The organism is Thermobacillus composti KWC4 (assembly GCF_000227705.2).
GTDB classification, from domain to species: domain Bacteria; phylum Bacillota; class Bacilli; order Paenibacillales; family Paenibacillaceae; genus Thermobacillus; species Thermobacillus xylanilyticus.
The window spans coordinates 839,110-860,616 of the sequence record NC_019897.1; the positions used below are offsets into that span (position 1 = coordinate 839,110).

Genomic DNA, 21,507 nt, shown 5'->3' on the forward strand with positions numbered 1-21,507 from the left:
TGTCTGAGGTTGGCTTTCAGTTGTCCGCAAGCAGTGCCCGCACGGTCGGGATGTCGGCCGGGGCCCAGTCCAGGGAGGCAATTTCGGAGAGAGGGAGCCAGACCAGTTGCGCGTGTTCCTTCGGCGCCGGGGCTCCCTCCATGATTTTGGCCTTGTACGTGATGAGCCTTACCACAAGATTCGGGTATGAATGGGTCGCATCGGCAATCCGCTCATGGACTTCGATCAGGCAGTCCAGTTCTTCCCGGATCTCCCGGACCAGGCATTGTTCCGGCGATTCGCCCGGCTCGATCTTGCCGCCGGGAAACTCCCACAATCCGGGCAGCGACATCGACGGGGACCTTTGCGCGCACAGAATTTCGTTTTTTTCATTGAAGATGACGGCGCCTGCAACGTTTACCTTTTTCATGGGTTGCTCCTGATGTTGGAAAGGGATTCATACGACGATCATAACCGCATCGCACATGCCGTTTCAACCGCTTCACGCCATCGCCGTGACCGCCCCTTCCGGATTCCACAGGCATACGGTATTCTCGCAGCGGCAGGAGGCCAGTCGCCGCGCCAGCTCTTTGACGGATACCTCCGGGCTGATCAAAATCTTCACATTCCGGAACGTGCACTGCTCGAGTTCATACCCCTCCGACCGGATCATGATGACGCAGTCTTCAAATGCACACCGGACGAAAGCAAACCCGTCCAACCCGATCGTCTCGTGCGTAAACGGCTGGTCCTGAATGAGCTCCATCGCAATCGCTCCTGTTCGGGTGTAGTCGAGTTATGATCTTAGCATGTCCGGCGCGCAATGACTGTCGGATCGGGGCTGGCCCAAGGCAGCGATTTGCCGACAGGAAAGTGACAAATCTTTGTTCTGTTGGTATGCTGTTTCCAACGAGACAGGCCAATCGATGTTGGATCGGGAGGAACCATGGAAGTCTTGATCGAACTGCGGAATGTCGGAAAATGGTATGCGGCGGGGAGGCCGGTCGTGCAGCAGATCGACCTCGCCGTTTATCGCGGACAAGGTCTGGCGATCCGCGGCCGCAACGGCTCGGGCAAGACGACTTTGCTGAAACTGATTGCGGGCATCACCCGGCCGTCCGCCGGCGCAGTCCGCCGCGCCCCGGGACTGACCGTCGGCTATGCGCCGGAGCGCTTCCCCCGGGTCCGCTTCCGGGCGGAGGAATATTTGACCCATCTGGGCCGCATCCGGCGCATTCCGAAGCCGGAGCTTGAGCGGCGCATTCAGGAACTGATGGATCTGTTCCAAATGCATGCCGCCGGACCGATCACGCACTTCTCGAAAGGCATGACGCAGAAAGTCAACCTGATGCAGGCGGTGCTCGCCCGTCCCGACGTGCTCGTTCTGGACGAGCCGCTGTCCGGACTGGATGCCGATTCGCAGGCGGATTTCGCCCGGCTGCTTGTGAAGTTCAAGCAGGAGGGAGCGGCCATCGTCATGACGGGCCACGAGCCGGGATTCGAGAACGCGTGGGCCGACCGGTCGATGGTCATCGAGCATGGGAGACTCAAGGCGATGCCGAAAGATACGGGGACGTCCTCCGGGGAAGAGCCGTCGGCGTGGATCTCCGATCAGTGGGGGGTCAATTAGGCTGATGCTGCATCTGGTACGGTTCTTGCTGCTGTTTTACATGCGGTCGTATCGCTATTTACCTCCGCTGCTCGTCTTCTTGCTCGGCCTGATGATGCTCTATGTTTATCCAACCAAGCAAGCCATGCCGACCTACGCGGCTTCGGCCGTTCTGGTCTACTTCATTTCCGCCTGGATTGCCGCCACCTTCATGGGCGCGATCCACGGAGCGGAGGAGCATGTCGCCGCCGTCCATGCGGGAAATGTTCGGATGTATCTGGTCGGCAAGACGCTGGCGATTTTCGCGTGCAGCTTCCTGGTATGTCTTGCGGCCATGATCTACCCGGTGGCGGCAGATCGGTTCACGAACGGGGTAAGCTCCGGCGAGTGGCTGACCGCATGGCTCGCGCATCTTGAACTGTCGTTGCTTGGAGGACTGGCGGCTTTGATTCTGAATCGGACGGTTATCCGGAACGGGAGCATGGCGATCTTTTGGTTGCTGCTGGTCTTGATGGTGTCCATTGTGAGATCGGGAGCGGATTTGCTCCGCTGTTCATCCTGCTTCCGCCCGCGGCACCGGTCATCGATTGGCTGATGAACGGGGATGCGCTTGCAAGCGGCGGGAGCGTCATGGTCTGGATCGGTCCGCTTGTGTATGGCGCCGTGCTTTACGTCATCTATTTGCGCATGGCGGAAAGACGATTGTGAATATGCGAAGCCTGCCGGAAAAAACACCGGCAGGCTTCTTCTTGACAGGTGTTGAGGGGCGCACGATGGAGATGAAAACGGTGCTGATGACGGAACGTCCGGGGCGCTGGCAAGCGGAGGTCTCCGACGCCGCGGCTCGCTTCGGTGACCGGAGCCCGTTGTCCGCGTACCTTTACGTTTCGCGTACGAACATGATGTAGTCGACGTTGATCGGCTCAAGGCCCGCGCCGCGCAGCAGTTGGTTGATCTGCCCGCGGTGGTATTGGCCGTGCAGGGCGACGTGCAGCAGAATGTCGCGCACCTTGCTGCGGAAGGTGACGCCGGACTGGTTCCGGTATTCGAGCACCGCATCCAGCGCGGCGTCGTCGAGCGCGGACAGGAAGCGTCCGAAATCCGCATGGAGCGCTTCGATCCGTTCCCGCATCCCGACGAGGCTGTCCGGCGATGTCCAGATCGGCAGATGCGAGCTGTCGCCGCCTTCGAGCCGGGTCAGCCAGACCCGTTCGGCGTTCAGGATATGATCGAACAGACGGATGGCGGCGGCAGGCGGATGGCCCGCTGCCTCAAGCGTCGCGAGCAGACGCTTGTCGGCCCAATACACCTGATCAAACAGAGCGCGGATGCTGCGCATGGACAGGCCTCCTTCGGGATCGGGAATCCAAGGGTTCAAGTTATAGATATTCAATGATGTCGCCGGCCAGCAGCGACGCCTGGGACGGACGGGCGGCGGCGGCGCGGTCGCCGGCCGCGCCGTGCAGCCAGACGCCGAAGGCGGCGGCGGTGCCCGGCGGCATGCCCTGGGCGAGCAGGCTGCCGATGACGCCCGCGAGCACGTCGCCGCTGCCGCCGGTCGCCATGCCGGGATTGCCGGTCGTATTCACATACACCGTGCCGTCCGGCAGGGCGGTGACGGTGGCGGCGCCTTTCAGCACGAGCACGACGCCGCGGCGCGTCGCGTAATCGCGGGCGATGCCGATCCGGTCGCGCTGCACTTCGGCGGTGCTCGTGCGGACAAGGCGCGCCATCTCGCCGGGATGCGGCGTCAGGACGGCCGGGCTGTCCGCCGGCCGTCTCGGCCACGCGGCGAAGTCGTCCGCGTCCGCGAGCATGTTCAGCGCGTCGGCGTCGAGCACGAGCGGCACGGCGCGCCCGGCGCCGGTGCCGCCCGCGGCTCCGCAGGCCGCGTCCCAGACGCGCCGCAGCCAGGCGGCGTCGCCGGCGAAGCGGCCGAGCCCCGGCCCGAGCACGAGCGCGTCCGTGCCGGCCAGCTCGGCCTTGAGCGCCTCCGGGGCGACGGCGGACCAGTCGCCCCGGCCGCCGTCTTCGAGCGGCGCCAGCATCGCCTCGGGCGCGCGGCCGGTCACCGCGGCCGCCAGGCTCGCGGGCAGCGCCCACGCCGCGAGCCCGCAGCCCGCGCGCAGCGCGGCCCGCACGCACAAGAGGCCGGCCCCGGCCATGCGCGGCGATCCCGCCGCGACGAGGACGAGGCCGTAGGTGCCCTTGTGCGTGTCCGCGCGCCTCGGCCGCGCGGGGTCGACGCCGAGCCGGCTGCACACGGCAGCCTCATCGAGGCGGAACACGCGGACGCCATGCGCGTCCGCCAGCCGGGCGGGAATGCCGATCGGCGCCGCCGTGACGGCGCCGGCGTATTCCGCGCCCGGATACAGCGCGAGCCCGCGCTTCATGAACGCGAGCGCGACCGTGCGGGCGGCGCGGATGCAGGGCTCGTGCACGGCGCCGGTGTCGGCGTCGAGCCCGCTCGGGATGTCCGCCGCCAGAATCGGCAGCCCGCTCGCGTTCGCCTCGCGGATCAGCGAGGCGTACGGCTCGCGCGGCGCACCGCGCGAGCCCGTCCCGAGCAGCGCGTCGATCACGCCGTCGAAGCTGCGCCAATCGACGGCGCCCGGCGCGTAGACGGCCGCCGGGATGCCCAGCCTCGCGGCTGCGTCGCGCTGCAGGGCGGCGTCGCCGGTCAGCCGCTCGGGCGGCTCGGCGTACAGAATCGACGCTTCCGCGCCCATCTCGAGCAGATGGCGCGCCGCGGCGATGCCGTCGCCGCCGTTGTTGCCCTTGCCCGCGAGCACGAGCCATCGCAGCGGCCGGCCGGACGCTGCGCCGTATCCGCCGCAGCCGGACCGCGCACTGCCGCCGCCCGCGGCCAGACGGCTTCCGCCCGCAGGCTTCCCGCCTCCGCCATTCGCTTCTCCGTACCATTCCGCCCCGAGTTCCATTGCCGCCTCCGCCACCGCGCGGGCGGCATTCTCCATCAGCACCGCCGCAGGCAGGCCGATCTGCTCGATGACGTAACGATCAAGCGCGCGCATTTCCTCCGCCGTGACGAGATGCATCGGGATGCTCCTTTCCATTTCAACGCAATGACGGACGCGCCGTTCGGAGAGGACGGCGCAAGCTTTCAGCTTGACTGTAGCGCAGATGACCGGCGGATGGCAAGCCGGGATCAGCACGCTTCATATTCTAACGGAACCACAAGTCGTTATTCTGCGGAAATCGCGCTTTCCGAAAATTTAACGGAATACAGAGACTTTATTTGGCCGAACCGGACGAATATTGTGCCGTGTCGGACGGAATAAGGCCGCTCCGTTCCGTTGGCTTGCCGAAACCCCATGCGGATTCACAAATAACGGCTGTTCGTTCCGTTGCCGGCCCGGCATCCCGCTTTCTGAGCAACCCCGGCAGCTCGCCGGACCGCCATGCTACTCCCCGAACAGCTCCGCCAGCGCCACGCGCAATCCGTCGAAAGCCGCCGACCGCACCTCGTCATCTTTGCGGAACACCGAATAATCCGCAATCCCGCCTTGATCGAAAACAAAAACCGTGACGGTCTGTTTGCCGGGATCGACGACCCAATACTCCCGCACGCCGCACACCATGTACAGCTCCGACTTCTTGGTGAGGTCCTTGGCGAGCGTCGACGGAGACAGCACTTCGACGACGAGCGCAGGCACCCCGTGATATTTGCCCTGCGCGTCGATGTTCTCCCGGTCGCAGATCACGAGAATGTCCGGCTGCACGACGCAGATGTTGTCCTCCGCCTTCTTCAGCGTGACGTCGAAAGGCGAGGTGAGCGGCGTGCAAGGTTTGCCTTTGAACCAGTGGTTGAATCGGACCAGCAGCTCGCTCACCACCTTCTGATGCGCATACGACGGCGAGGCCAGATTGTACAGCAAGCCGTCGATCAATTCATACCGCTGCTCCGATTGTTCGACCAGCGCCAAATATTCCTCGTACGTCACCCACTCACTCTTCGAGCGGTAAGGATACGCTGTCTCGCGAACCATGGAATCGGAAGGCTCGATCCGCACCAGTCTGGCCGCGTCCCGGCCGTTCTTCGTCACGATGATTTCTTCGCCCGCCTCGGCAAATTTCAGATAGCGGCCGAAGTTGTTCTGCAGTTCCGTGGAAGGCACCCGCATATCGACACCCCTCCGAATCGCCAATGTTTTCTATATGATACCCGGAAAATTAGCTAACATCAATATAGAATTAGCCAATATCATTCTTGTCACCCCGCGTTGACACTCCGAAAACAAGTATGATATATAGAAATTGGCACTCTCGAGATCAGAGTGCTAACACCTTGCATCAAACGGCATTCCCGCACGGCACGCCATGGTTTCGGCTCTGGCGCCGAAGTCTTGCGGGAGGCTGTTTCATTTTTTTACACCATGATCGGAAAGGGGCCATGCGCATGGCGGTGAAACAGGAGTTTCAGGCCGAATCGAAAAGGCTGCTTGAACTGATGATAGGTGCGATCTACACCCAGCGGGAAATCTTCCTCCGGGAGCTGATCTCCAACGCCAGCGACGCGATCGACAAGATCTACTACAAGGCGCTCACGGATGACAGCCTGACGTTCAACAAGGACGACTACTATATCAAAATCGTGCCGGACAAGGCGAACCGGACGCTGACGATCTCCGACACGGGCATCGGCATGACCGAGGAAGAGCTGGTGAACAATCTCGGCGTCATCGCGAAGAGCGGCTCGCTCGCGTTCAAGCAGCAGTTCGAGGCGAAGGACGGCCACAATATCATCGGCCAGTTCGGCGTCGGCTTCTACTCCGCGTTCATGGTCGCGGAGACGGTGACCGTCATCAGCCGGGCGCTCGGCAGCGACAAGGCGTTCAAGTGGGAATCGTCCGGCGCGGACGGCTTCACGGTCGAGCCCTGGGAGAAAGACACGGTCGGCACCGACATCATCCTGAAAATCAAGGCGAACACCGACGAGGACAACTACGACGAGTTTCTCGAAGAATACCGGCTGCGGCAAATCATCAAAAAGTATTCCGACTTCATCCGCTATCCGATCAAGATGGACGTCACCCGCACGCGGAAGAAGGAAGGCACGGAGAACGAATACGAGGAATACAAGACCGAAGAGACGATCAACAGCATGGTGCCGATCTGGCGCCGGAACAAGAGCGAGCTGAAGCCCGAGGACTACGAAAACTTCTATTTTGAAAAACATTACGGCTTCGACAAACCGCTCACGTATCTGCACATCAGCGCGGACGGCGCCGTCGTCTACAACGCGATTCTGTTCATTCCGGAGCAGGCGCCCTTCGACTATTACACGAAGGAATACGAGAAAGGCCTTGAGCTGTACTCGAGCGGCGTGCTCATCATGAACAAGTGCCCGGATCTGCTGCCCGACCATTTCAGCTTCGTCAAGGGGATGGTCGAGTCCGAGGATCTGTCGCTGAACATTTCCAGGGAAATGCTCCAGCATGACCGCCAGCTCAAGCAGATCGCGAAGAATATCCGGAACCGGATCAAGAGCCATCTGCTGTCTCTGCTGAAGGACGACCGGGAGAAATATGAGAAGTTCTTCGCCGCGTTCGGCCGCCAGCTCAAATTCGGCGTCTACAACGAATTCGGCGCGAACCGGGAAGACCTGCAGGATCTGCTGATGTTCCGCTCGTCGAAGGAGAAGAAGCTCGTCACGCTGGATGAATATGTGTCGCGCATGCCCGAGGATCAGAAATACATCTACTATGCGACGGGCGAATCGGTCGAGCGGATCGACAAGCTGCCGCAGGCGGAGCTCGTGCTGGGCAAAGGATACGAGCTGCTGTACCTGACGGAAGACATCGACGAGTTCGCGGTCAAGGTGCTTCAGAAATACAAGGACAAGGAGTTCCGCTCCATCTCCGGCGGCGATCTCGGCATCGAGCCGGATGAACAGGACAAGCCGTCCGACGCGGAAGCGAAGGAGCAGCAGGAGCTGTTCAAGGCGATGAAGGAAGTGCTTGGCGACAAGGTGAAGGACGTCCGGGCGTCGAAGCGGCTGAAGTCCCATCCGGTCTGCCTGACCGCGGAAGGCGAGCTGTCGATCGAGATGGAGAAGGTGCTGCGCCAGACGCCGCACGGCAAGGACGTGCGGGCGGACAAGGTGCTCGAGATCAACACAGGCCACAACGTGTACGAGTCGCTGAAGCGCGCCCATGCCGCCGGCGGAGACACGCTGCGGCGCTACACGAATCTGCTGTACAACCAGGCGCTTCTGATTGAGGGCTTGCCGGTTGAAGATCCGGTCGCCTTCGCGAACGACATCTGCGAACTGATGGTGTGAAGCGGATGGCGGTCTGCTGCGCATCGTGCGCACGCAAATGATGTTCCCGAACGCCCGCGCCCGTGATATATTAGCTTTGTTACATTACGACATTAGCGGGGAGCGGGCGGATGGAACGGTTGTTCATGAAAGGCATGACCTGGGGATGGGGAGGAAAGCGCGGCGATTACCGGACGGAAGAGGCGGCCGATTCGCTGCGGAAGCTGAAGGAACACGGCTGCGACTGGGTGGCGCTGTCGTTCTGGACCTGGCAGGAGAATGTGCATGCGACGCAGATCACGTTCGACTACGGCTACACGGTGACCGACCGCGACATCGCGCACGCCGTGGGCGAGGCGAAGAAGCTCGGCCTGAAGGTGCTGCTGAAACCGGTCGTCAACTCGAAGGACCGCATCTGGCGCGCGCATATCGGGTTTCCGCACACGCCGGAAGCGGCCGTGTATTGGGACCGATGGTTCGAATCCTACACGAATTTTCTGGTTCACTATGCGGAACTCGCGGAAGAGCTCGGCTGCGACATGTTCTGCGTCGGCTGCGAGATGATCGGCACCGAGCCGCAGACGGAGCGATGGATGAAGACGATCGCCCGCGTGCGCGAAGTGTACAGCGGACCCCTCATCTATAACGCGAATCACGGCAAGGAAGAAGGCGTCGAGTGGTTTGACCAGGTCGACCTGATCGGCACGAGCGCCTACTACCCGGTCGGCGGTCCGGGCGCAACGGAAGCGGACATGATCGGGAAGTGGCTGCCGGTGCGCGACAAGATGGAGCGGCTGCACCGGAAGTTCGGCAAGCCCGTCGTGTTCGTCGAGATCGGCTGCCGGAGCGCGCGCGGCTGCTCGGCGATGCCCTGGGATTTCATGCACCGGGATTTGCCGTTCGACGAGGACGAGCAGGCGAATTTCTACAGCTCGGCGCTCAAGGTGTTCAGCGATCAGCCGTGGTTCTCCGGATTTTTCTGGTGGGACTGGAGCGTGCGCCTGTATCCGACCCACGAAGCGAAGCGCAATGTCGGGTTCGACATCTACGGCAAGCGGGCGGGTCAGGTGCTTGCGGAGTGGTACAAGTCGCGTTGACCCGACCGCCGGGTGAAGCGGCCGATGCGCTGCAGACGGGAGACGATTCTCCCGTTTTTTTCTTTGCGTTTTTCAGCCGAAATATCAAATGGCTGACTATTTCGATCAAACCGGCTGTGATAGGATAGAGCTTGTATGCGTCAAGGTTCGTCAATTTTCGGGAGGCCTTTTGGACATGTTTCGCATTTCGCTATTCATGTTTATCGTATTCGGCATGTTCGGCGTCGTCAGCTTCTATCTGACGCCTTATCTGATGAACAAAGGGTTTGAAGCCGGCCAGATCGGCACCATCATGGCTGTCGGCGCCCTGGTCTCGATCTTCGCGCAGCCTTTCTGGGGATATATCAGCGACAAGAAGAAAACGGTCAAACGCATCCTGCTCCTGCTGCTTATCTGCTGCCTGACCGCCAGCACCGGCCTGTTCGCCATGGAGCATCTGCTGCTCATCATCGTGATGTACGCGTGCTACATGTTCTTCTGCAGCCCGATCGGGCCGCTCTCCGAAGCGCTCAGCCTCTCCTACGCGCAGGAGCATCGCCGGGAGTTCGGGCGCATGCGCGTCTGGGGCGAAATCGGCGTCGGCGTGTCGGCGCTTTCGGTCGGATATCTCGTCAAAGCGGTCGGCATCGACAAGCTGTGGATCATTTTTCTGTCGTGCGGCGTCATCGCCGTCATGGCGGCGCTGCAGCTGCGCGAATCGAAGGTGACGCCGGCGCCGGTCGATCTGAAGGCGCTCGGCAAGCTGTTCATGCAGCGGCGTCTGTTGTGGCTGCTGCTCATCGTGCTCATCGTCGGCATTCCGCACAGGATGAACGATTCCATGCTGTCGCTTTACCTGAAGGAACTTGAGGCGCCGGAATCGATCATCGGCATCGCCTGGTTCTTCGGCACGATGAGCACCGTTCCGGCCATGATGTTCGCGGGCCGGCTGTTCCGCAGATGGAACGCCATCGGCATCATGACCATCGCGGCGGTCGTCTATTCCATCCGCTGGTTCATCTACAGCGCGACGGACAGCGCGGCCGTCCTGATCGCCGCCCAGGTGCTGCACGGCGCGACGTTCCCGCTGTTCTTCCTGGCGACCATTCATTATATGATGACGATTGTGCCCGCCGAGCTGCGGGCGACCGGACAGTCGGCGTTCGCGGTCACCTTCGCCGGTCTGGGCGGCCTTGTCGGCAACGCCGCCGGCGGCTACGCCATCCAGCTGTTCGGCGCGGGCCACGCATACGCCATCGGCGGCGCGCTGGCGCTGATCGGAGCGGCCGCGCTGGTCGGCACCTATCTCTACAATCGGCGGTTGTAATCCGAAGCGGGCGGAACCGGGGCAGCCGGGAAACCGCCCGCTCCGGCCGCGGCCGCCGACTCTTTTTCTATTTCTATCGGAATGATGGCGGAATTTGGAGGCGGACTGCTATAATAGAGCTGTCATTTTGTCGACTGATGGCGGGGTGTCCATGATCAGATTGTTTCTTGTTGCGGCGGCCTGCTGCCTTGCAGCCGTTCTCGGGCTGCCGGCGGATGCGGCGCCTGGCGCGGAATCTCCGGCATCGGCAAACTCCGCGTCCGCGGCGGTATCCCGTTACACGGTGACGGCGGATATTCTCAACGTGCGCGGCGAGCCGTCGCTCACCGCGCCGGTGATCGGAAAGCTCAAGCAGGGCGCGGTGGTGGAGAAGCTTGAAGAATCGGGCGAATGGTTCCGGGTCCGGGCGGGCGAACTGACCGGATGGGCGCATTCGGACTATCTGCAGCCGGCGGATGACGGCACCGTCACCGGGCCGGATGAGGACGGGTTGACGGACGCCGCGCCGCCCCCGTCCAATCCGAAGGCGATCGGCCGGGGCATCCGCGGCACAGCGTCCCGGAAGCCGGTGGAGACCGAGACGGCGGATAACGCCGTGCGCACCGGCCATGTGCTGGGCGATGCCGTGCGGGTCCGGACGGGGCCGGGGACCGACTACGAGATCGAAGGCCATCTGAACCGGGGCGACCGGGTGTCGGTGATCGCGAGCGAAGGCGAGTGGTACCGCATCGAGACGGAGAGCGGACTGGCCGGCTGGATCGCGGCCGCCTACATCGGATTTCGGACGGACGGTGAGCCGGCCGGCGATGCGCTGCGGGGACGGGTCATCGTCGTCGATCCCGGACACGGGGGGAACGATTCCGGCACGATCGGCACCACCTACGGTACATACGAGAAGACGCTGAACCTGTCCACCGCGCTTCTGCTGAAGCGGGAGCTGGAGCTTCGCGGCGCCGTTGTCGTCATGACGCGGGCGGCGGACGAAGAGAAGCCGTCCCTGCAGGAGCGGGTCGAGATCGCCGCACGGTCCGGCGGCGATGCGTTCGTCAGCATCCACTACAACTCGGCGACGACGAAGGCGTCTGGCATTCTGACATTCTACTACAGCGCCGGGAAGGACAAGCCGCTGGCCGCCGCGATCGAGCATCGGCTGGCCGAAGGCGGGCTCGGTCTCGCCAGCAACGGCATCTCGTTCGGCAATTTCCATGTTATCCGCGAGAACAGTCTGCCGGCCGTGCTCCTCGAGCTCGGTTTCCTGACGAATGAGCGGGACGAGGAGCTGGCGCGGACGGAAGGCTACCAGCTCGCGGCGGCGCGGGCGATTGCGCTGGGGCTGGAGGAATACTTCGCATCGCAAGAGGAGAGGACATGAAGACACGGTATGAAATGCCGCGCTACATGGAGCGGTTCCGGTGCATCGGGCCGGCCTGCGAAGACACATGCTGCGCGTGGTGGGGCATCAGCGTCGACCGGCGGGCGTATGACCGGTATCGCGCCATCGAGGACGAGCATGAGCGCCGGCGCATTCTGTCGAAGCTCAATTTGAAGACGGAAGGCACCGACCGCGATTACGCGTCGTTCGAACTGAATCCCGCGACCGGCCATTGTTCCATGCTCGGGGAGGACGGGCTGTGCACGATCCAGGCGAAGCACGGCGAAGCGATGCTCAGCGCGACCTGCGCCACCTACCCGCGCAAGGTGAACGCCGAAGGCGGCACGCTCGAAATTTCGGCGGCGCTCTCCTGCCCGGAAGCGGCCCGGCTCGCGCTGCTCCATGAAGACGCCTGCGAATTCGTCACCTCGGACGACGTGCACACGCCGAACCTGAGCGTGAACCGTCCGCCGTCCACGGCGCGGCATATGCCGCATGCGGCGGTGATCCGCGGCGCGATCATCCGCATGCTGAAAATGCGGCGCTACGCCTTCCCGCATCGGCTCATCCTGCTCGGCCTCATGTGCGAGGAGCTCGATCGCCTCGCCGCGGTCGGCGATCCGGAGGCGATTCCGGCGTTTCTCGCCGATTTCGAAGCCGAGGCGGCCGGCGGGCTCGCCGACAACCCGGACCTGCGCGAGTATGCCGCCTTCCCGCGCGACACGGCGTTCCAGATCCGGATGTTGAACGGCTATCTGATGCGCCGGCTGGAAGGGACGATCTGGAACCGCCGCTACGAACGGTGCATCGCCGAGTATGTGCGCGGCATGACGCAGCGCGGCGAGGCGGCGGATCAGGTCATCCGGCATTACGAGGAGACGTTCGCCGCGCATGTGGCGCCGTTCATTGAGCGCTGCGGCCATTTCTTCGAGAATTACGCGGTGAATCAGGTGTACGGCACGTTTCTGCCGGGTCTGAGGAGCGGCCAGCGCATCGGCACGCTGTACCGGACGCTTGCCGTCGATTTCGCGATGATCAAGCTGCATCTGACCGGCATCGCCGCGCATCGCGGGGAGCTGACGCCGGAGACGGCCGTCGAACTGGTCCAATGCTACACGAAGAACTATGAATTCGTCTCCAGCTACCGCGTCGATTTCCTGCTCGAGCTGGCGGCCGAGGGCCGCGATTCGTTCAAGGACATTGTGCTGCTGATTACGAACTGACGAACAGGGCTGCGTTCCGAATGCCGCGATGGCCGCGCATCCGGATTGCAGCCCTGCTGTCATGTTGCGGGGATTTCAGCGCATGATGCGGATCGGATCAGCCGGGTAGGCGATGGCTTCGGGCGGTTTCGGCTCGGGATAGCGGAGCGTTCCGCGTTCCGCCAGCGTATCCGTCGCGCTTGCTTTCAGCATCGCATCGGACAGGGTGTACAGCGTATCGCCGGCGTACAGAATCCGCCGCACCGCTTTCGTATAGTCGTATCCGTATTGCCCGGATTTCAGCAGATCTTGTTCGGACAGATGCGTGATCCGCCCCTTGAGCCTGAACCCGTTCTCCGGATCGACCTGATAGACATAGGCGCCCTGCCAGGTGAATTCGCCGTGCGGCGGGATGTCGTAGCCGTCCCGCTGCGCCCCTTCTTTCACCTCCGCCAGTTCGACCGGGAACGCCATCAGCCCTCTTTCGCGGTCGAACAGCAGCGCTTTGTGGTCTTGCAGCACCTCCGAGTGGGTGCCGCGGTCGCCGATCACTTCCTTGAACTTCTCGATCGGCTTCGACACGTCGGTCACATCGAACAGCGACAGCTTCATCCCGAGATAGTAGGCGGTCGGTTCGCCGCGGCCGTCGCGCGGCGCAATCTCGATCGTCTCCTTGCCGAACCCGATCAGATGGTTTTCGTCATAGGGGTGGAGATAGTCGCTGTAGCCCGGGATTTTCAACTGGCCGAGCACAGCCGGCTGCTTCGGATCGGACAGATCGATCGCGAACAGCGGGTCGACGTTGCGGAACGTGACCATGTATGCGCGGCTGCCCATGAAGCGCACGGAATAGATGCGTTCGCCCGGCGCGAGATCCTCGAGGCGGCCGACCGTCCTCAGCCATTCGTCGAGCACATACAGATTGTTCTTCGAAATATTATCGCCTTCCGCCCACATATGGCCCGAAGTCGTCGCGATCCGGAAATGGCCGCCGTATTCGTCCATGGAGAACTGGTTCAGCACATGACCGGGCACGCTGCCCTGGCCGGCATAGATTGCGGAGCCGCCGTCCAGCCGGAATTTGTACAGATCCGTCTGCAGTTTCGGCTGAACGGACCGGTTCGGGGCGCCGGAGCTATCCGTCGGCCAGTCGTGCTTCGCAACCGCAATGTACAGATTCTCCGCCGATGCGTAGACCGTGCCGGCGGAACCGAGATAGGCCGATACCTGCATGGGCGCGCCGGAATCGTCCAGATCGACCGCGCCGATGAGCAGCGTGCCGCTCTCCGGCGAGTCCGGGAAATAGTGAATCCGGTTCAGCGGAATGCTCTTCGGTTCATCCGAACCGGCGGTGTCCCGCCATACCGGTTCGAAGTCCTGCGGCCGCAGTTCCGCCTCGGGATCAAGAAGCGGATAGACAGGGTTGTACTTGTTCGCCACCAGATATAATGCGCTGCCGACCATGCGGGAGGTGACATGGCGGCCCTCGATTTCCAGTTCACGCACAAGGAGGGGCGCGCCGCTGCCATCCAGCTCATAGACCCTGGCCGCGGTGAACGACAGATCCTGAATCGGCGGCCAGATCATGATCTCCTTGGATTTCGCGTCGAGATCCCGCTGCGTTTCGTAGGCCGGGTCCGACTGCGCCTCGTTCTGCCGGTACGCCGTTCCGATGACGACCAGCCTGCCGCCGGAGACATACAGCTCCTGCGGACGGAACCGGTGCTTGTCGTCGGCGTAGTCCAGTACGGCGGCCAGCCGCGGCGATTCGGGATTCCGGATATCGGCGATCAGGACGCGGCCCCCGCTGAGCTGATAGATGAACCGGCCGTCCGTTTTCGCCCAATCCGCCTCATCGACGCCTTCAACCTGCACATTCGTCTTCGAATAGTCGGCACCCGCATAGCCGGCACCCGCGGACGGGGATGCGCCGCTTGAGGCATCGGCGGAGCCGCTTTGATCGACTACGGCCGCGATTCTTGCATCCCCGAGCACGGCCATCGCCGTGGGAAACCGGATAATCGACGTCCCGGCCTCCGCCAGCAGTTCGCGCAGCTTCTCCAGCGAACCGACGACCGGCAGCTCGGGTGTGCGCCCGATGTGCGCGGTATTCGAGCCGGCTTCCCAGACGACGGATTCGCCGAACGCTTCGGCGACGGCGCGCAGCGGCGCCATCGCGGTGCCGCTGCGCCATGCCGGCGCCGCGGGCAGTTCCGTTTCGACGCCGTTCACGATCATGATCTTCGATCCGATCGTCAGTTCCGCCGTCCGGTCGCCTTTGACGAGCATGATGCTGCGCTTTCCGTTCAGCTCCATCCGGACGTCGACGTCCGCGCCCAGCAGTTCCGCGACCGGCCCGACCGGTGCCAGGAGAATGCCGTCCGAGAAGACCGGCGCGGGGTCGAGTTTGAGCGGCACGCCGCCCGCCATGACGCGGGGCGCGGGCCGATCCGGCGGATCGGCCGGTTGGCCGATGGCATGCGGCACCGCGGTCAAGGTCAGTGCAAGCGCTGCCACTATCGCCGGAAGAACGTTGCGTCTTCTGTTCATTTGCCGTTCACCCATCCTTCCCGAATACGAAATGACTCCCCGTTGCGGCAAGTGTTGTTTGTCTATACGGACGCAAGCAAAACCGGCAATGTTGCAGAAATTTGGCAGCATCGGTCCGCACAGAACGCCGGAATGAAGGGAAAACGGCCTTTAATCGCAGATCTCCGTTTGCAATAAGTCTTGTTCCACCGGCGATTCTGACGGATAATAAAAGACAAAGCGCAGGATCGAAGGAGGTGCAGGGGCTTGAATGCGAACGTAACCTACGCCGCGAAGCCGCAGGACCGGCCGTACACATCGTCCCGTTCCAGCAGGCGCAGGCGGCTTCTCCGTTCCCTCAAGCGACTGATCCGGCATCCCCGTCCGGCCTTCGCCGAACGCAGGCTGCCGGGCCGATCCTGATGCTGCGGCGCCGTTCAAACGGCGGATCATGGAAGGCAGCATGCGCCAAAATCGGTTATACTGAAGAAGACGGGACGTACGAATCCCGCCAAATCCGATAATATTCGCAGCTTCTCCGCACCAGCGTTCCCGAGACTCACAAGGCGGTGGTAGTCCGATGACACGAGTACCGCGCAAGCCGCTGCAAGATGAGCTTGTGTTCCAGAACGTTTCCGAGTGCGGCTTGTCCCTCGACGACGTGCAGGCGCGCATTCTGTCCTTCATGGCGAAAGATCCGAAGGCGGTGTATCATTTCATCGTCGGCACGGACAGCCAGGTTTACCGCGGAAGCACGAAGTTCGTAACCGGCATCATCATTCGCCGGGTCGGTCGCGGGGCGTGGGCATGCTACCGCCAGACGATCGTGCCGCGCGAACTGCGTTCGCTGAAGGAGAAGCTCTCTTACGAGACGACGCTGTCGCAGGAAGTGGCAAGTTATTTCATGGGGGATGCGCTGCGGAAAATGGAGGAAATCGTGCTCCCCTACATCTACAAGGGAGCTGCGCTTGAGCATTTCATCGACATCGACGCCGGGACGCACCCGACGCTCAACAAGACTTCGCGCTATGTGAAGGAAATGATTGACCGCGTCGAAGCGATGGGTGTCTATGCGGCGCGGGTGAAGCCCGAATCCTACGCGGCATCGTCGTATGCGAACCGCTACACGAAGAAGAGCGTGTGACGAGCGGGCCGTGCGGGAAGCCGCGGCGGCGGCTTGGTCCCGCCATGAACAACTCAGGACCGGATGCGCCTGCGGGCGCTACCGGTCCTGACTTGTTTCGTCCGCTGTCCGAACGGCGCCGTTCAGCAGATCGGTGCCGTGAAACTCGTCGGGCGGAGAGACCGGATCGACCGGGCTTCCGGCCGCGACGGCGTCGGCGTCCGGCACGTCGGGGAACGGACCGTCATTCGTGACGGCATCCGTCTCCGGCTTCGATCGGCCGCGGGATGAGGAAATTCGCCGGGCTTCCCCCGGTTCCTCCGCGAACTCGCCGTCCGGATCGCCGAACGCGTCGAGAATGTCGAACACTTCGGCTTCAGGGAACATGCTGAGCAGCTTCCGTTCCGGATCAGGCGCGCGCCTGTCCTCCGATCGCCGCATAGGGCCATCGCCTCCGGTTGCGATGCAATCGAGCTGTCTCCGGGAAAGCAGAGACCCGATTAGTATCGACCGGAAATCATGGCGTTATGCGGCCGGAAAGGATTTCATCAGCCGGTGCGCTTCTCCTGGCGCTGCTGCTCCTGCGCGCGGGCTTGTTCCTGCCGCTTCTCTCCGTCCGGCTTCTGGGCGGATTTTTTCTCTCCGTTGCGGCCTTGCTCGTCCCGGCCTTGCTCGGACGCCGCGCCGGCAGCGGGCATCATCCGGCTGGTGCCCTCGTAACGGGCGCCTTCGTTGATCTCGAGCAGGGCGGTCAGAATATCGCCGGTCAGCGTGCCTTTCGGCTTGATCGTCAGTTTCTCGGTGGCCTGCACGTTACCCTTCACGGTTCCGGCAATGACGATGTTGCGCGCCGTGATGTCCGCTTCGACGACGCCCGTGTCGCCGATCGAGACATCGCCTTTGCTGTTCACGCTGCCGGTCACGCGGCCTTCGATGCGAATGCTGCCGTCCGACTCAAGCCGGCCTTCGAACGCGCTGCCCGGCCCGATATAGGTGTCCGTCGCGGCGGCATCGGACCTGGACTTGCCTGGTTTGAACATTACGACTTCTCCTCCTTGAACAGCTGCAGGTAAGGCAGCGGATCGACGGCCTGGCCGTCTTTCCAGATTTCGAAATGCAGATGCGGACCGGTGCTCCGTCCGGACGAGCCGAGCAGGCCGATTTTCTCGCCCTGTTCGACCTTCTGGCCGGCGCCGGCCAGCCGTTTGCGCAAATGCATATAAACACTCTTATAACCGGATTCATGCTCGATGATGATATAATGGCCGCGCGATCGGTTATAGTCCGATTCCATCACGGTGCCTCCGCCGGCGGCGTAGACCGGTTCGCCGGAATTTCCGCCAAGATCGATGCCGCTGTGCCGCGCAAGCCGCCTCGTGAACGGATCGGACCGAAGCCCGAATTCGGACGTGAGGCGGGTGCTGTCCGTCGGCCATGCGATCGGCAGCATCCGCAGCTTGTCCAGCACGCGGTCCGCTTCTTCTTTCTTCGCGGCCAGGCGGGCGCGGAGCAGCTCCGCTTCATATTTCAATGAAGTCATCAGTTCGACGCTTCCGTAAGCTTCGGTTTCCGCCAGGCCGTCCTCGTCGACGGGATGGTTCTCGCCGCCCACACCGACGTCATAAGAGAGCGGCGTGACGGCCGTTTTCCGGCCGGCTGATGTGGAAGCAAGGCCGTTCGTCTCGCCCGGCAGCGCGATCTCCACGATGGCCTCAATCTCCGCTTCCAGCTTGTCGAGTTCTTCGAGCTTCTGCCTTACGGCGCCGGCTTCCTCGGTCAGCCGGAGCACTTCGGACTTCAGCAGGGCGATCGACTGTTCGCGGTCTGCGAGCGATGCTTCATAGGCGTCGGCGGATTCCGCCAGTTCTTTATGCAGCGCCTGAATGCGGAGCGCATCTGCCGAACGCAGTGCCAGCAAAATGATGGCGCTTGCAACCAGCAAGCCGAAAACGGCTCCGGCAAGCAGGAGTGGCACAATCGTCAGACGCACTCTGCTGCTGGCGTCGGAATCTTCGGGGATGATGAGCAGGGTGTATCGTCTGCGAAACCATCCAGGCAGCAGTCTCATGATTCACCTCCGACAATGGCTCAGACAGAATGTTAACATTCGACACCGGCGCGGAGATTCCTTCTTTTGCAGGAAAATAGTCCTAAGATGCGCCATGCTGTTTTTTCTTCCCGAATTTTGCTCAAGCGTGTCCTGTTTTTGGTCAAAGCCGTCCTATATGCCCCGCGTCGAAATGCGGTATAATGGGCGGGGTAAACTCATGCTGCGGCAAGGAGGGACTGACGCATGGAAATGCGCCGCTACGGCAATACCGATATGACGGTCAGCGTACTGGGGTTCGGAGGTGCGGAGATCGGATTCAGGGGCGCTTCGGTGTCCGAGGTTGAACGACTGCTCGGAAGCGCGCTGGATGCGGGTCTCAACGTCATCGATACGGCCGAATGCTACAAGACGAGCGAGGAATTGATCGGACAGGCCGTCTCGCACCGCCGGAGCGACTACTACCTGTTCACGAAATGCGGCCATACCGCCGGCCTGCCGGGCGAGCATTGGCAGCCGGAGGTGCTTGAGGCAAGCATTGACCGCAGCCTGAAGCGGCTCAAGACCGACTATGTCGATCTGATTCATCTGCACAGCTGCAGTCTCGAAGTGCTGAAGCAAGGCGACGTCATCGAAGTGCTCCGGCGGGCCAAGGAAAAGGGAAAAACCCGCTACATCGGATACAGCGGCGACTCCGACGCGGCGCTTTACGCCGTGCAGACCGGCGTGTTCGATTCGCTCATGACATCGGTGAACATCGCGGACCAGGAAGCCATCGACCTGACGCTTCCCGAAGCGCAGAAGCGGGGGATGGGCGTGATCGTGAAGCGGCCGGTTGCGAATGTCGCCTGGCGGACGGGCCAGCGGCCGGAGGACCCGTATGCGGTGCCTTATTGGGAGCGGCTTCAGGTGCTGGACTATGATTTTCTGAAAGGCGATTTCGACGAATCGGTCGGGATCGCGCTCCGGTTCGCGCTGTCGATTCCGGGCGTGCATACGGCGATCGTCGGCACGTCGAACCCGGACCGTTGGGCGCAGAACGCGAAGCTGCTCGAGAAGGGACCGCTGCCCGCCGAGCAGGTCGAAGCGATCCGGTGCGTCTGGCGGGAGCGCGCGGGCAAGGACTGGATCGGATTGGAGTAAGCGAAAAAGCCGGGCGTGCCCGGCTTTTCACGTATAGACGGATCCTGAAAGAATTCTCATAATCGCTTCCCGATGCGGGTTGGCGCGAATGTGGAAGGACTTTCCGCTTACATTGCCATTTGCCGCCGTGCTAACCTCGTGTTCGAGGAGGAATTGCGATGCAGAGGAAATTTCGGGAAATTCGCCGCGGTTCGGCCGCGCTGCTCGCTGCCGGTGTGCTGCTGGCCGGCGCGTCAGGCGCCGCGGACGCCGCGACCGTCTACACGGCGGGCGACGACGACACGTTCTGGAAACTTTCGAGAAAGTTCGGCGTGCCGCTGGACAAGCTCATGGCGGCAAACGCGAACATCGACCCGCTGAACATCTACAAGGGATTGAAATTGATCATACCGGATGCCGGGAACAAGAGCACGGCCTCCGGTGCGGCAGCGGCGGCGTCTTCCGGAACAAACGCGGTTGCAAGGTCCGCCGCAACCGGTTCCGCTTCCGCGGCGGTCTCCACCTTCGCCGCAGGCAAAGCCGGAGAGACGCCGAAGACATACCGGAAAGCGATCCAGGTGAAAGCGACGGCCTATACGGCATCGGCCGAGGAGAACGGCAAGTGGGGAGCGGTGGATTACTTCGGCAATCCGCTGAGCCTCTGCTCGGTCGCCGTCGATCCCGATGTCATTCCGCTCGGATCGAAGCTGTACATTACCGGCTATGACTATGACGGACTGCCGCAGGGCGGCATGTATGCGATCGCCAGGGATACCGGCGGCGCGATCAAGGGGAACCGAGTCGACATCTTCGTGCCGGACAGCCGCGTGCAGGCGATGAAGTTCGGCATCCAGTATATTACGGTTTACGTCCTGTAACCGCGCTGGCCGAGCAGCTCGTCGAGCGTGTACAGCCGATAGCCTTGTTTTTTCAGCATGGCGATCAGCCGCGGCAGCGCGTTGATCGTGCCCGACAGATCCTGACCGCGGCCGCCGCCGGCATGCAGCAGAATGATGGCGCCGGGACGAAGCTGCTTCCGGACGTTCGCGAGGATCGTCCGGCTGGGGGTATTGCGCCAGTCGACGGCGTCCACATTCCAGTTCACCACGATATATCCGCGCCGCGCCGTCCAGTCCGTCTGCTTCGGCGAGATTTCGCCGTACGGCGGCCGGATGAAGCGCGGCTTCCTGCCGGTGATCGCAAGCAGCGTCTGGTCGGTGCGCCGGATCTCCCGTTCGAACCCGGCCGCCGTCTTGTTCGTCAGCAGCGCGTGCGTATCGGAGTGGTTGCCGATGAGGTGGCCTTCCCGCACGATCCGCCGGACAAGCTCCGGATGCGCACGGGCGCGGCTGCCGACGATAAAGAATGTCGCCCGGACGCGGTGCCGGGCGAGAATATCGAGAATTTGCGGCGTGAATCGGGGATCGGGCGCATCATCGAACGTCAGCGCGGCGGCTTTGGCATGAACCGGTCCATGGGTGACGAACGCGCCCGGATGCCGCTGTTCGAGCGCGGTCCAGGAATAGCGCGCTTTCTTCATGCGACGTTTTTTCCGGACTTTCCGCCCGGGCTTTTCCGAAAACGCATGTCCGATGACGGCGTCCGATTCATGACGAACGGCTTCCCCGGACGGCAATGCCGCCGTCCGCTCCGCTGCGCCGGGTCCGTTTCCGTGCCCGGGTGCCGGCGAATGCACGGGCTGCTGCAGACCATTCACCACGACCGATGCCGCAAGCATGACGGACAATAATTTCGGAAGATGAATAGCGTTCAAAAGCGATCCCTCCGCGGCGTGCTGCCATTAGCTTGCAGCAAAAGCGCCGGATTCATGCAAGGCGGCT

Annotated in this window: 21 protein-coding genes; 11 read left to right on the top strand and 10 right to left on the bottom strand. The window is 62.5% G+C overall.

Annotated features, from left to right (window positions below):
• Window positions 1-16 precede the first annotated feature (16 nt).
• Together THECO_RS03905 and THECO_RS03910 are read right to left on the bottom strand one after the other, a co-directional pair.
• On the bottom strand, window positions 17-409 hold the full coding sequence (locus THECO_RS03905; RefSeq protein WP_015253768.1) for a (deoxy)nucleoside triphosphate pyrophosphohydrolase: 393 nt from the start codon (window positions 407-409) through the stop codon (window positions 17-19).
• Between the two features lie 72 nt (window positions 410-481).
• The gene (locus THECO_RS03910) at window positions 482-745 is read right to left on the bottom strand and encodes a hypothetical protein (protein WP_015253769.1); all 264 of its coding nucleotides are present in this window, start codon (window positions 743-745) and stop codon (window positions 482-484) included.
• A 180-nt stretch (window positions 746-925) separates the two neighbouring features.
• On the opposite strand from THECO_RS03910, the gene THECO_RS03915 reads away from it, so the two are divergent.
• Window positions 926-1,609: an ATP-binding cassette domain-containing protein gene (locus THECO_RS03915; protein WP_015253770.1), complete on the top strand. Its 684-nt coding sequence runs from the start codon at window positions 926-928 to the stop codon at window positions 1,607-1,609.
• 4 nt (window positions 1,610-1,613) lie between these two features.
• Window positions 1,614-2,183, top strand: coding sequence for a hypothetical protein (locus THECO_RS03920; protein ID WP_015253771.1), 570 nt, complete (start codon window positions 1,614-1,616; stop codon window positions 2,181-2,183).
• Window positions 2,184-2,468: 285 nt separating this feature from the next.
• On the opposite strand, the gene THECO_RS03930 is transcribed toward THECO_RS03920, so the two are convergent.
• From THECO_RS03930 to THECO_RS03940, 3 genes are all read right to left on the bottom strand, one after another.
• Window positions 2,469-2,927 carry a DinB family protein gene (locus THECO_RS03930; RefSeq protein WP_015253774.1) on the bottom strand — a complete coding sequence of 153 codons (459 nt, stop codon included), beginning with the start codon at window positions 2,925-2,927 and terminating at the stop codon, window positions 2,469-2,471.
• Between the two features lie 40 nt (window positions 2,928-2,967).
• Window positions 2,968-4,644, bottom strand: coding sequence for a bifunctional ADP-dependent NAD(P)H-hydrate dehydratase/NAD(P)H-hydrate epimerase (locus tag THECO_RS03935; RefSeq protein WP_015253775.1), 1,677 nt, complete (start codon window positions 4,642-4,644; stop codon window positions 2,968-2,970).
• A 366-nt stretch (window positions 4,645-5,010) separates the two neighbouring features.
• Window positions 5,011-5,730: a type II toxin-antitoxin system Phd/YefM family antitoxin gene (locus THECO_RS03940; RefSeq protein WP_015253776.1), complete on the bottom strand. Its 720-nt coding sequence runs from the start codon at window positions 5,728-5,730 to the stop codon at window positions 5,011-5,013.
• A 275-nt stretch (window positions 5,731-6,005) separates the two neighbouring features.
• Here THECO_RS03940 and htpG point away from each other — a divergent pair, with 275 nt between their 5' ends.
• The 5 genes from htpG (at window position 6,006) to fliB (ending at window position 12,866) form a co-directional block, all read left to right on the top strand.
• The gene (htpG, locus tag THECO_RS03945; RefSeq protein ID WP_015253777.1) at window positions 6,006-7,889 is read left to right on the top strand and encodes a molecular chaperone HtpG; all 1,884 of its coding nucleotides are present in this window, start codon (window positions 6,006-6,008) and stop codon (window positions 7,887-7,889) included.
• Window positions 7,890-7,999: 110 nt separating this feature from the next.
• Window positions 8,000-8,965, top strand: a complete 966-nt coding sequence (locus tag THECO_RS03950) for a glycoside hydrolase family 113 (RefSeq protein WP_015253778.1) — start codon at window positions 8,000-8,002, stop codon at window positions 8,963-8,965.
• 175 nt (window positions 8,966-9,140) lie between these two features.
• Window positions 9,141-10,271 (top strand): MFS transporter, encoded by a 1,131-nt coding sequence (locus THECO_RS03955; protein WP_015253779.1) that lies wholly within the window; start codon window positions 9,141-9,143, stop codon window positions 10,269-10,271.
• Window positions 10,272-10,422: 151 nt separating this feature from the next.
• Entirely contained in the window at window positions 10,423-11,643 is a 1,221-nt protein-coding gene (locus THECO_RS03960; protein ID WP_015253780.1) for an N-acetylmuramoyl-L-alanine amidase, read from the top strand.
• Window positions 11,640-12,866: a flagellin lysine-N-methylase gene (gene fliB / locus THECO_RS03965; RefSeq protein WP_015253781.1), complete on the top strand. Its 1,227-nt coding sequence runs from the start codon at window positions 11,640-11,642 to the stop codon at window positions 12,864-12,866. Before THECO_RS03960 ends, fliB begins: the two co-directional genes overlap by 4 nt.
• A 75-nt stretch (window positions 12,867-12,941) precedes the next feature.
• On the opposite strand, the gene THECO_RS03970 is transcribed toward fliB, so the two are convergent.
• Window positions 12,942-15,395, bottom strand: a complete 2,454-nt coding sequence (locus THECO_RS03970; RefSeq protein ID WP_015253782.1) for a beta-propeller domain-containing protein — start codon at window positions 15,393-15,395, stop codon at window positions 12,942-12,944.
• 246 nt (window positions 15,396-15,641) lie between these two features.
• Between THECO_RS03970 and THECO_RS21565 the strand changes: the two genes are divergently transcribed.
• Window positions 15,642-15,797, top strand: coding sequence for a hypothetical protein (locus tag THECO_RS21565; protein ID WP_157373517.1), 156 nt, complete (start codon window positions 15,642-15,644; stop codon window positions 15,795-15,797).
• Window positions 15,798-15,954: 157 nt separating this feature from the next.
• Window positions 15,955-16,518, top strand: a complete 564-nt coding sequence (locus THECO_RS03975; protein WP_015253783.1) for a ribonuclease H-like YkuK family protein — start codon at window positions 15,955-15,957, stop codon at window positions 16,516-16,518.
• Between the two features lie 78 nt (window positions 16,519-16,596).
• Here the strand turns inward: THECO_RS03975 and THECO_RS03980 are convergent, their stop codons facing one another.
• The 3 genes from THECO_RS03980 to THECO_RS20390 all read right to left on the bottom strand — a co-directional run bounded on the left by THECO_RS03980 (window position 16,597) and on the right by THECO_RS20390 (window position 18,565).
• A complete protein-coding gene (locus tag THECO_RS03980) occupies window positions 16,597-16,938 on the bottom strand; it encodes a hypothetical protein (RefSeq protein WP_015253784.1) in 342 nt (113 codons plus the stop codon).
• A 107-nt stretch (window positions 16,939-17,045) separates the two neighbouring features.
• A complete protein-coding gene (locus tag THECO_RS03985; RefSeq protein WP_015253785.1) occupies window positions 17,046-17,537 on the bottom strand; it encodes a bactofilin family protein in 492 nt (163 codons plus the stop codon).
• Entirely contained in the window at window positions 17,537-18,565 is a 1,029-nt protein-coding gene (locus THECO_RS20390) for a M23 family metallopeptidase (RefSeq protein WP_015253786.1), read from the bottom strand. The genes THECO_RS03985 and THECO_RS20390 overlap by 1 nt, the downstream gene beginning before the upstream one ends.
• Window positions 18,566-18,790: 225 nt before the next feature.
• Here THECO_RS20390 and THECO_RS03995 point away from each other — a divergent pair, with 225 nt between their 5' ends.
• Window positions 18,791-19,687: an aldo/keto reductase gene (locus THECO_RS03995; RefSeq protein WP_015253787.1), complete on the top strand. Its 897-nt coding sequence runs from the start codon at window positions 18,791-18,793 to the stop codon at window positions 19,685-19,687.
• A 158-nt stretch (window positions 19,688-19,845) separates the two neighbouring features.
• Complete coding sequence (locus THECO_RS04000; protein WP_015253788.1) at window positions 19,846-20,544, top strand: 3D domain-containing protein; 699 nt, start codon at window positions 19,846-19,848, stop codon at window positions 20,542-20,544.
• Here the strand turns inward: THECO_RS04000 and THECO_RS04005 are convergent.
• Window positions 20,532-21,440, bottom strand: a complete 909-nt coding sequence (locus THECO_RS04005; RefSeq protein WP_015253789.1) for a polysaccharide deacetylase family protein — start codon at window positions 21,438-21,440, stop codon at window positions 20,532-20,534. The genes THECO_RS04000 and THECO_RS04005 overlap by 13 nt on opposite strands.
• Between the last annotated feature and the right edge of the window lie 67 nt (window positions 21,441-21,507).

Coding starts and splice junctions, on each gene's coding strand:
- THECO_RS03905 (WP_015253768.1), bottom strand. CDS start 409: ATGAAAAAGGTAAACGTTGCAGGCGCCGTCATCTTCAATGAAAAAAAC.
- THECO_RS03910 (WP_015253769.1), bottom strand. CDS start 745: ATGGAGCTCATTCAGGACCAGCCGTTTACGCACGAGACGATCGGGTTG.
- THECO_RS03915 (WP_015253770.1), top strand. CDS start 926: ATGGAAGTCTTGATCGAACTGCGGAATGTCGGAAAATGGTATGCGGCG.
- THECO_RS03920 (WP_015253771.1), top strand. CDS start 1,614: ATGCTGCATCTGGTACGGTTCTTGCTGCTGTTTTACATGCGGTCGTAT.
- THECO_RS03930 (WP_015253774.1), bottom strand. CDS start 2,927: ATGCGCAGCATCCGCGCTCTGTTTGATCAGGTGTATTGGGCCGACAAG.
- THECO_RS03935 (WP_015253775.1), bottom strand. CDS start 4,644: ATGCATCTCGTCACGGCGGAGGAAATGCGCGCGCTTGATCGTTACGTC.
- THECO_RS03940 (WP_015253776.1), bottom strand. CDS start 5,730: ATGCGGGTGCCTTCCACGGAACTGCAGAACAACTTCGGCCGCTATCTG.
- htpG (WP_015253777.1), top strand. CDS start 6,006: ATGGCGGTGAAACAGGAGTTTCAGGCCGAATCGAAAAGGCTGCTTGAA.
- THECO_RS03950 (WP_015253778.1), top strand. CDS start 8,000: ATGGAACGGTTGTTCATGAAAGGCATGACCTGGGGATGGGGAGGAAAG.
- THECO_RS03955 (WP_015253779.1), top strand. CDS start 9,141: ATGTTTCGCATTTCGCTATTCATGTTTATCGTATTCGGCATGTTCGGC.
- THECO_RS03960 (WP_015253780.1), top strand. CDS start 10,423: ATGATCAGATTGTTTCTTGTTGCGGCGGCCTGCTGCCTTGCAGCCGTT.
- fliB (WP_015253781.1), top strand. CDS start 11,640: ATGAAGACACGGTATGAAATGCCGCGCTACATGGAGCGGTTCCGGTGC.
- THECO_RS03970 (WP_015253782.1), bottom strand. CDS start 15,395: ATGAACAGAAGACGCAACGTTCTTCCGGCGATAGTGGCAGCGCTTGCA.
- THECO_RS03975 (WP_015253783.1), top strand. CDS start 15,955: ATGACACGAGTACCGCGCAAGCCGCTGCAAGATGAGCTTGTGTTCCAG.
- THECO_RS03980 (WP_015253784.1), bottom strand. CDS start 16,938: ATGCGGCGATCGGAGGACAGGCGCGCGCCTGATCCGGAACGGAAGCTG.
- THECO_RS03985 (WP_015253785.1), bottom strand. CDS start 17,537: ATGTTCAAACCAGGCAAGTCCAGGTCCGATGCCGCCGCGACGGACACC.
- THECO_RS20390 (WP_015253786.1), bottom strand. CDS start 18,565: ATGAGACTGCTGCCTGGATGGTTTCGCAGACGATACACCCTGCTCATC.
- THECO_RS03995 (WP_015253787.1), top strand. CDS start 18,791: ATGGAAATGCGCCGCTACGGCAATACCGATATGACGGTCAGCGTACTG.
- THECO_RS04000 (WP_015253788.1), top strand. CDS start 19,846: ATGCAGAGGAAATTTCGGGAAATTCGCCGCGGTTCGGCCGCGCTGCTC.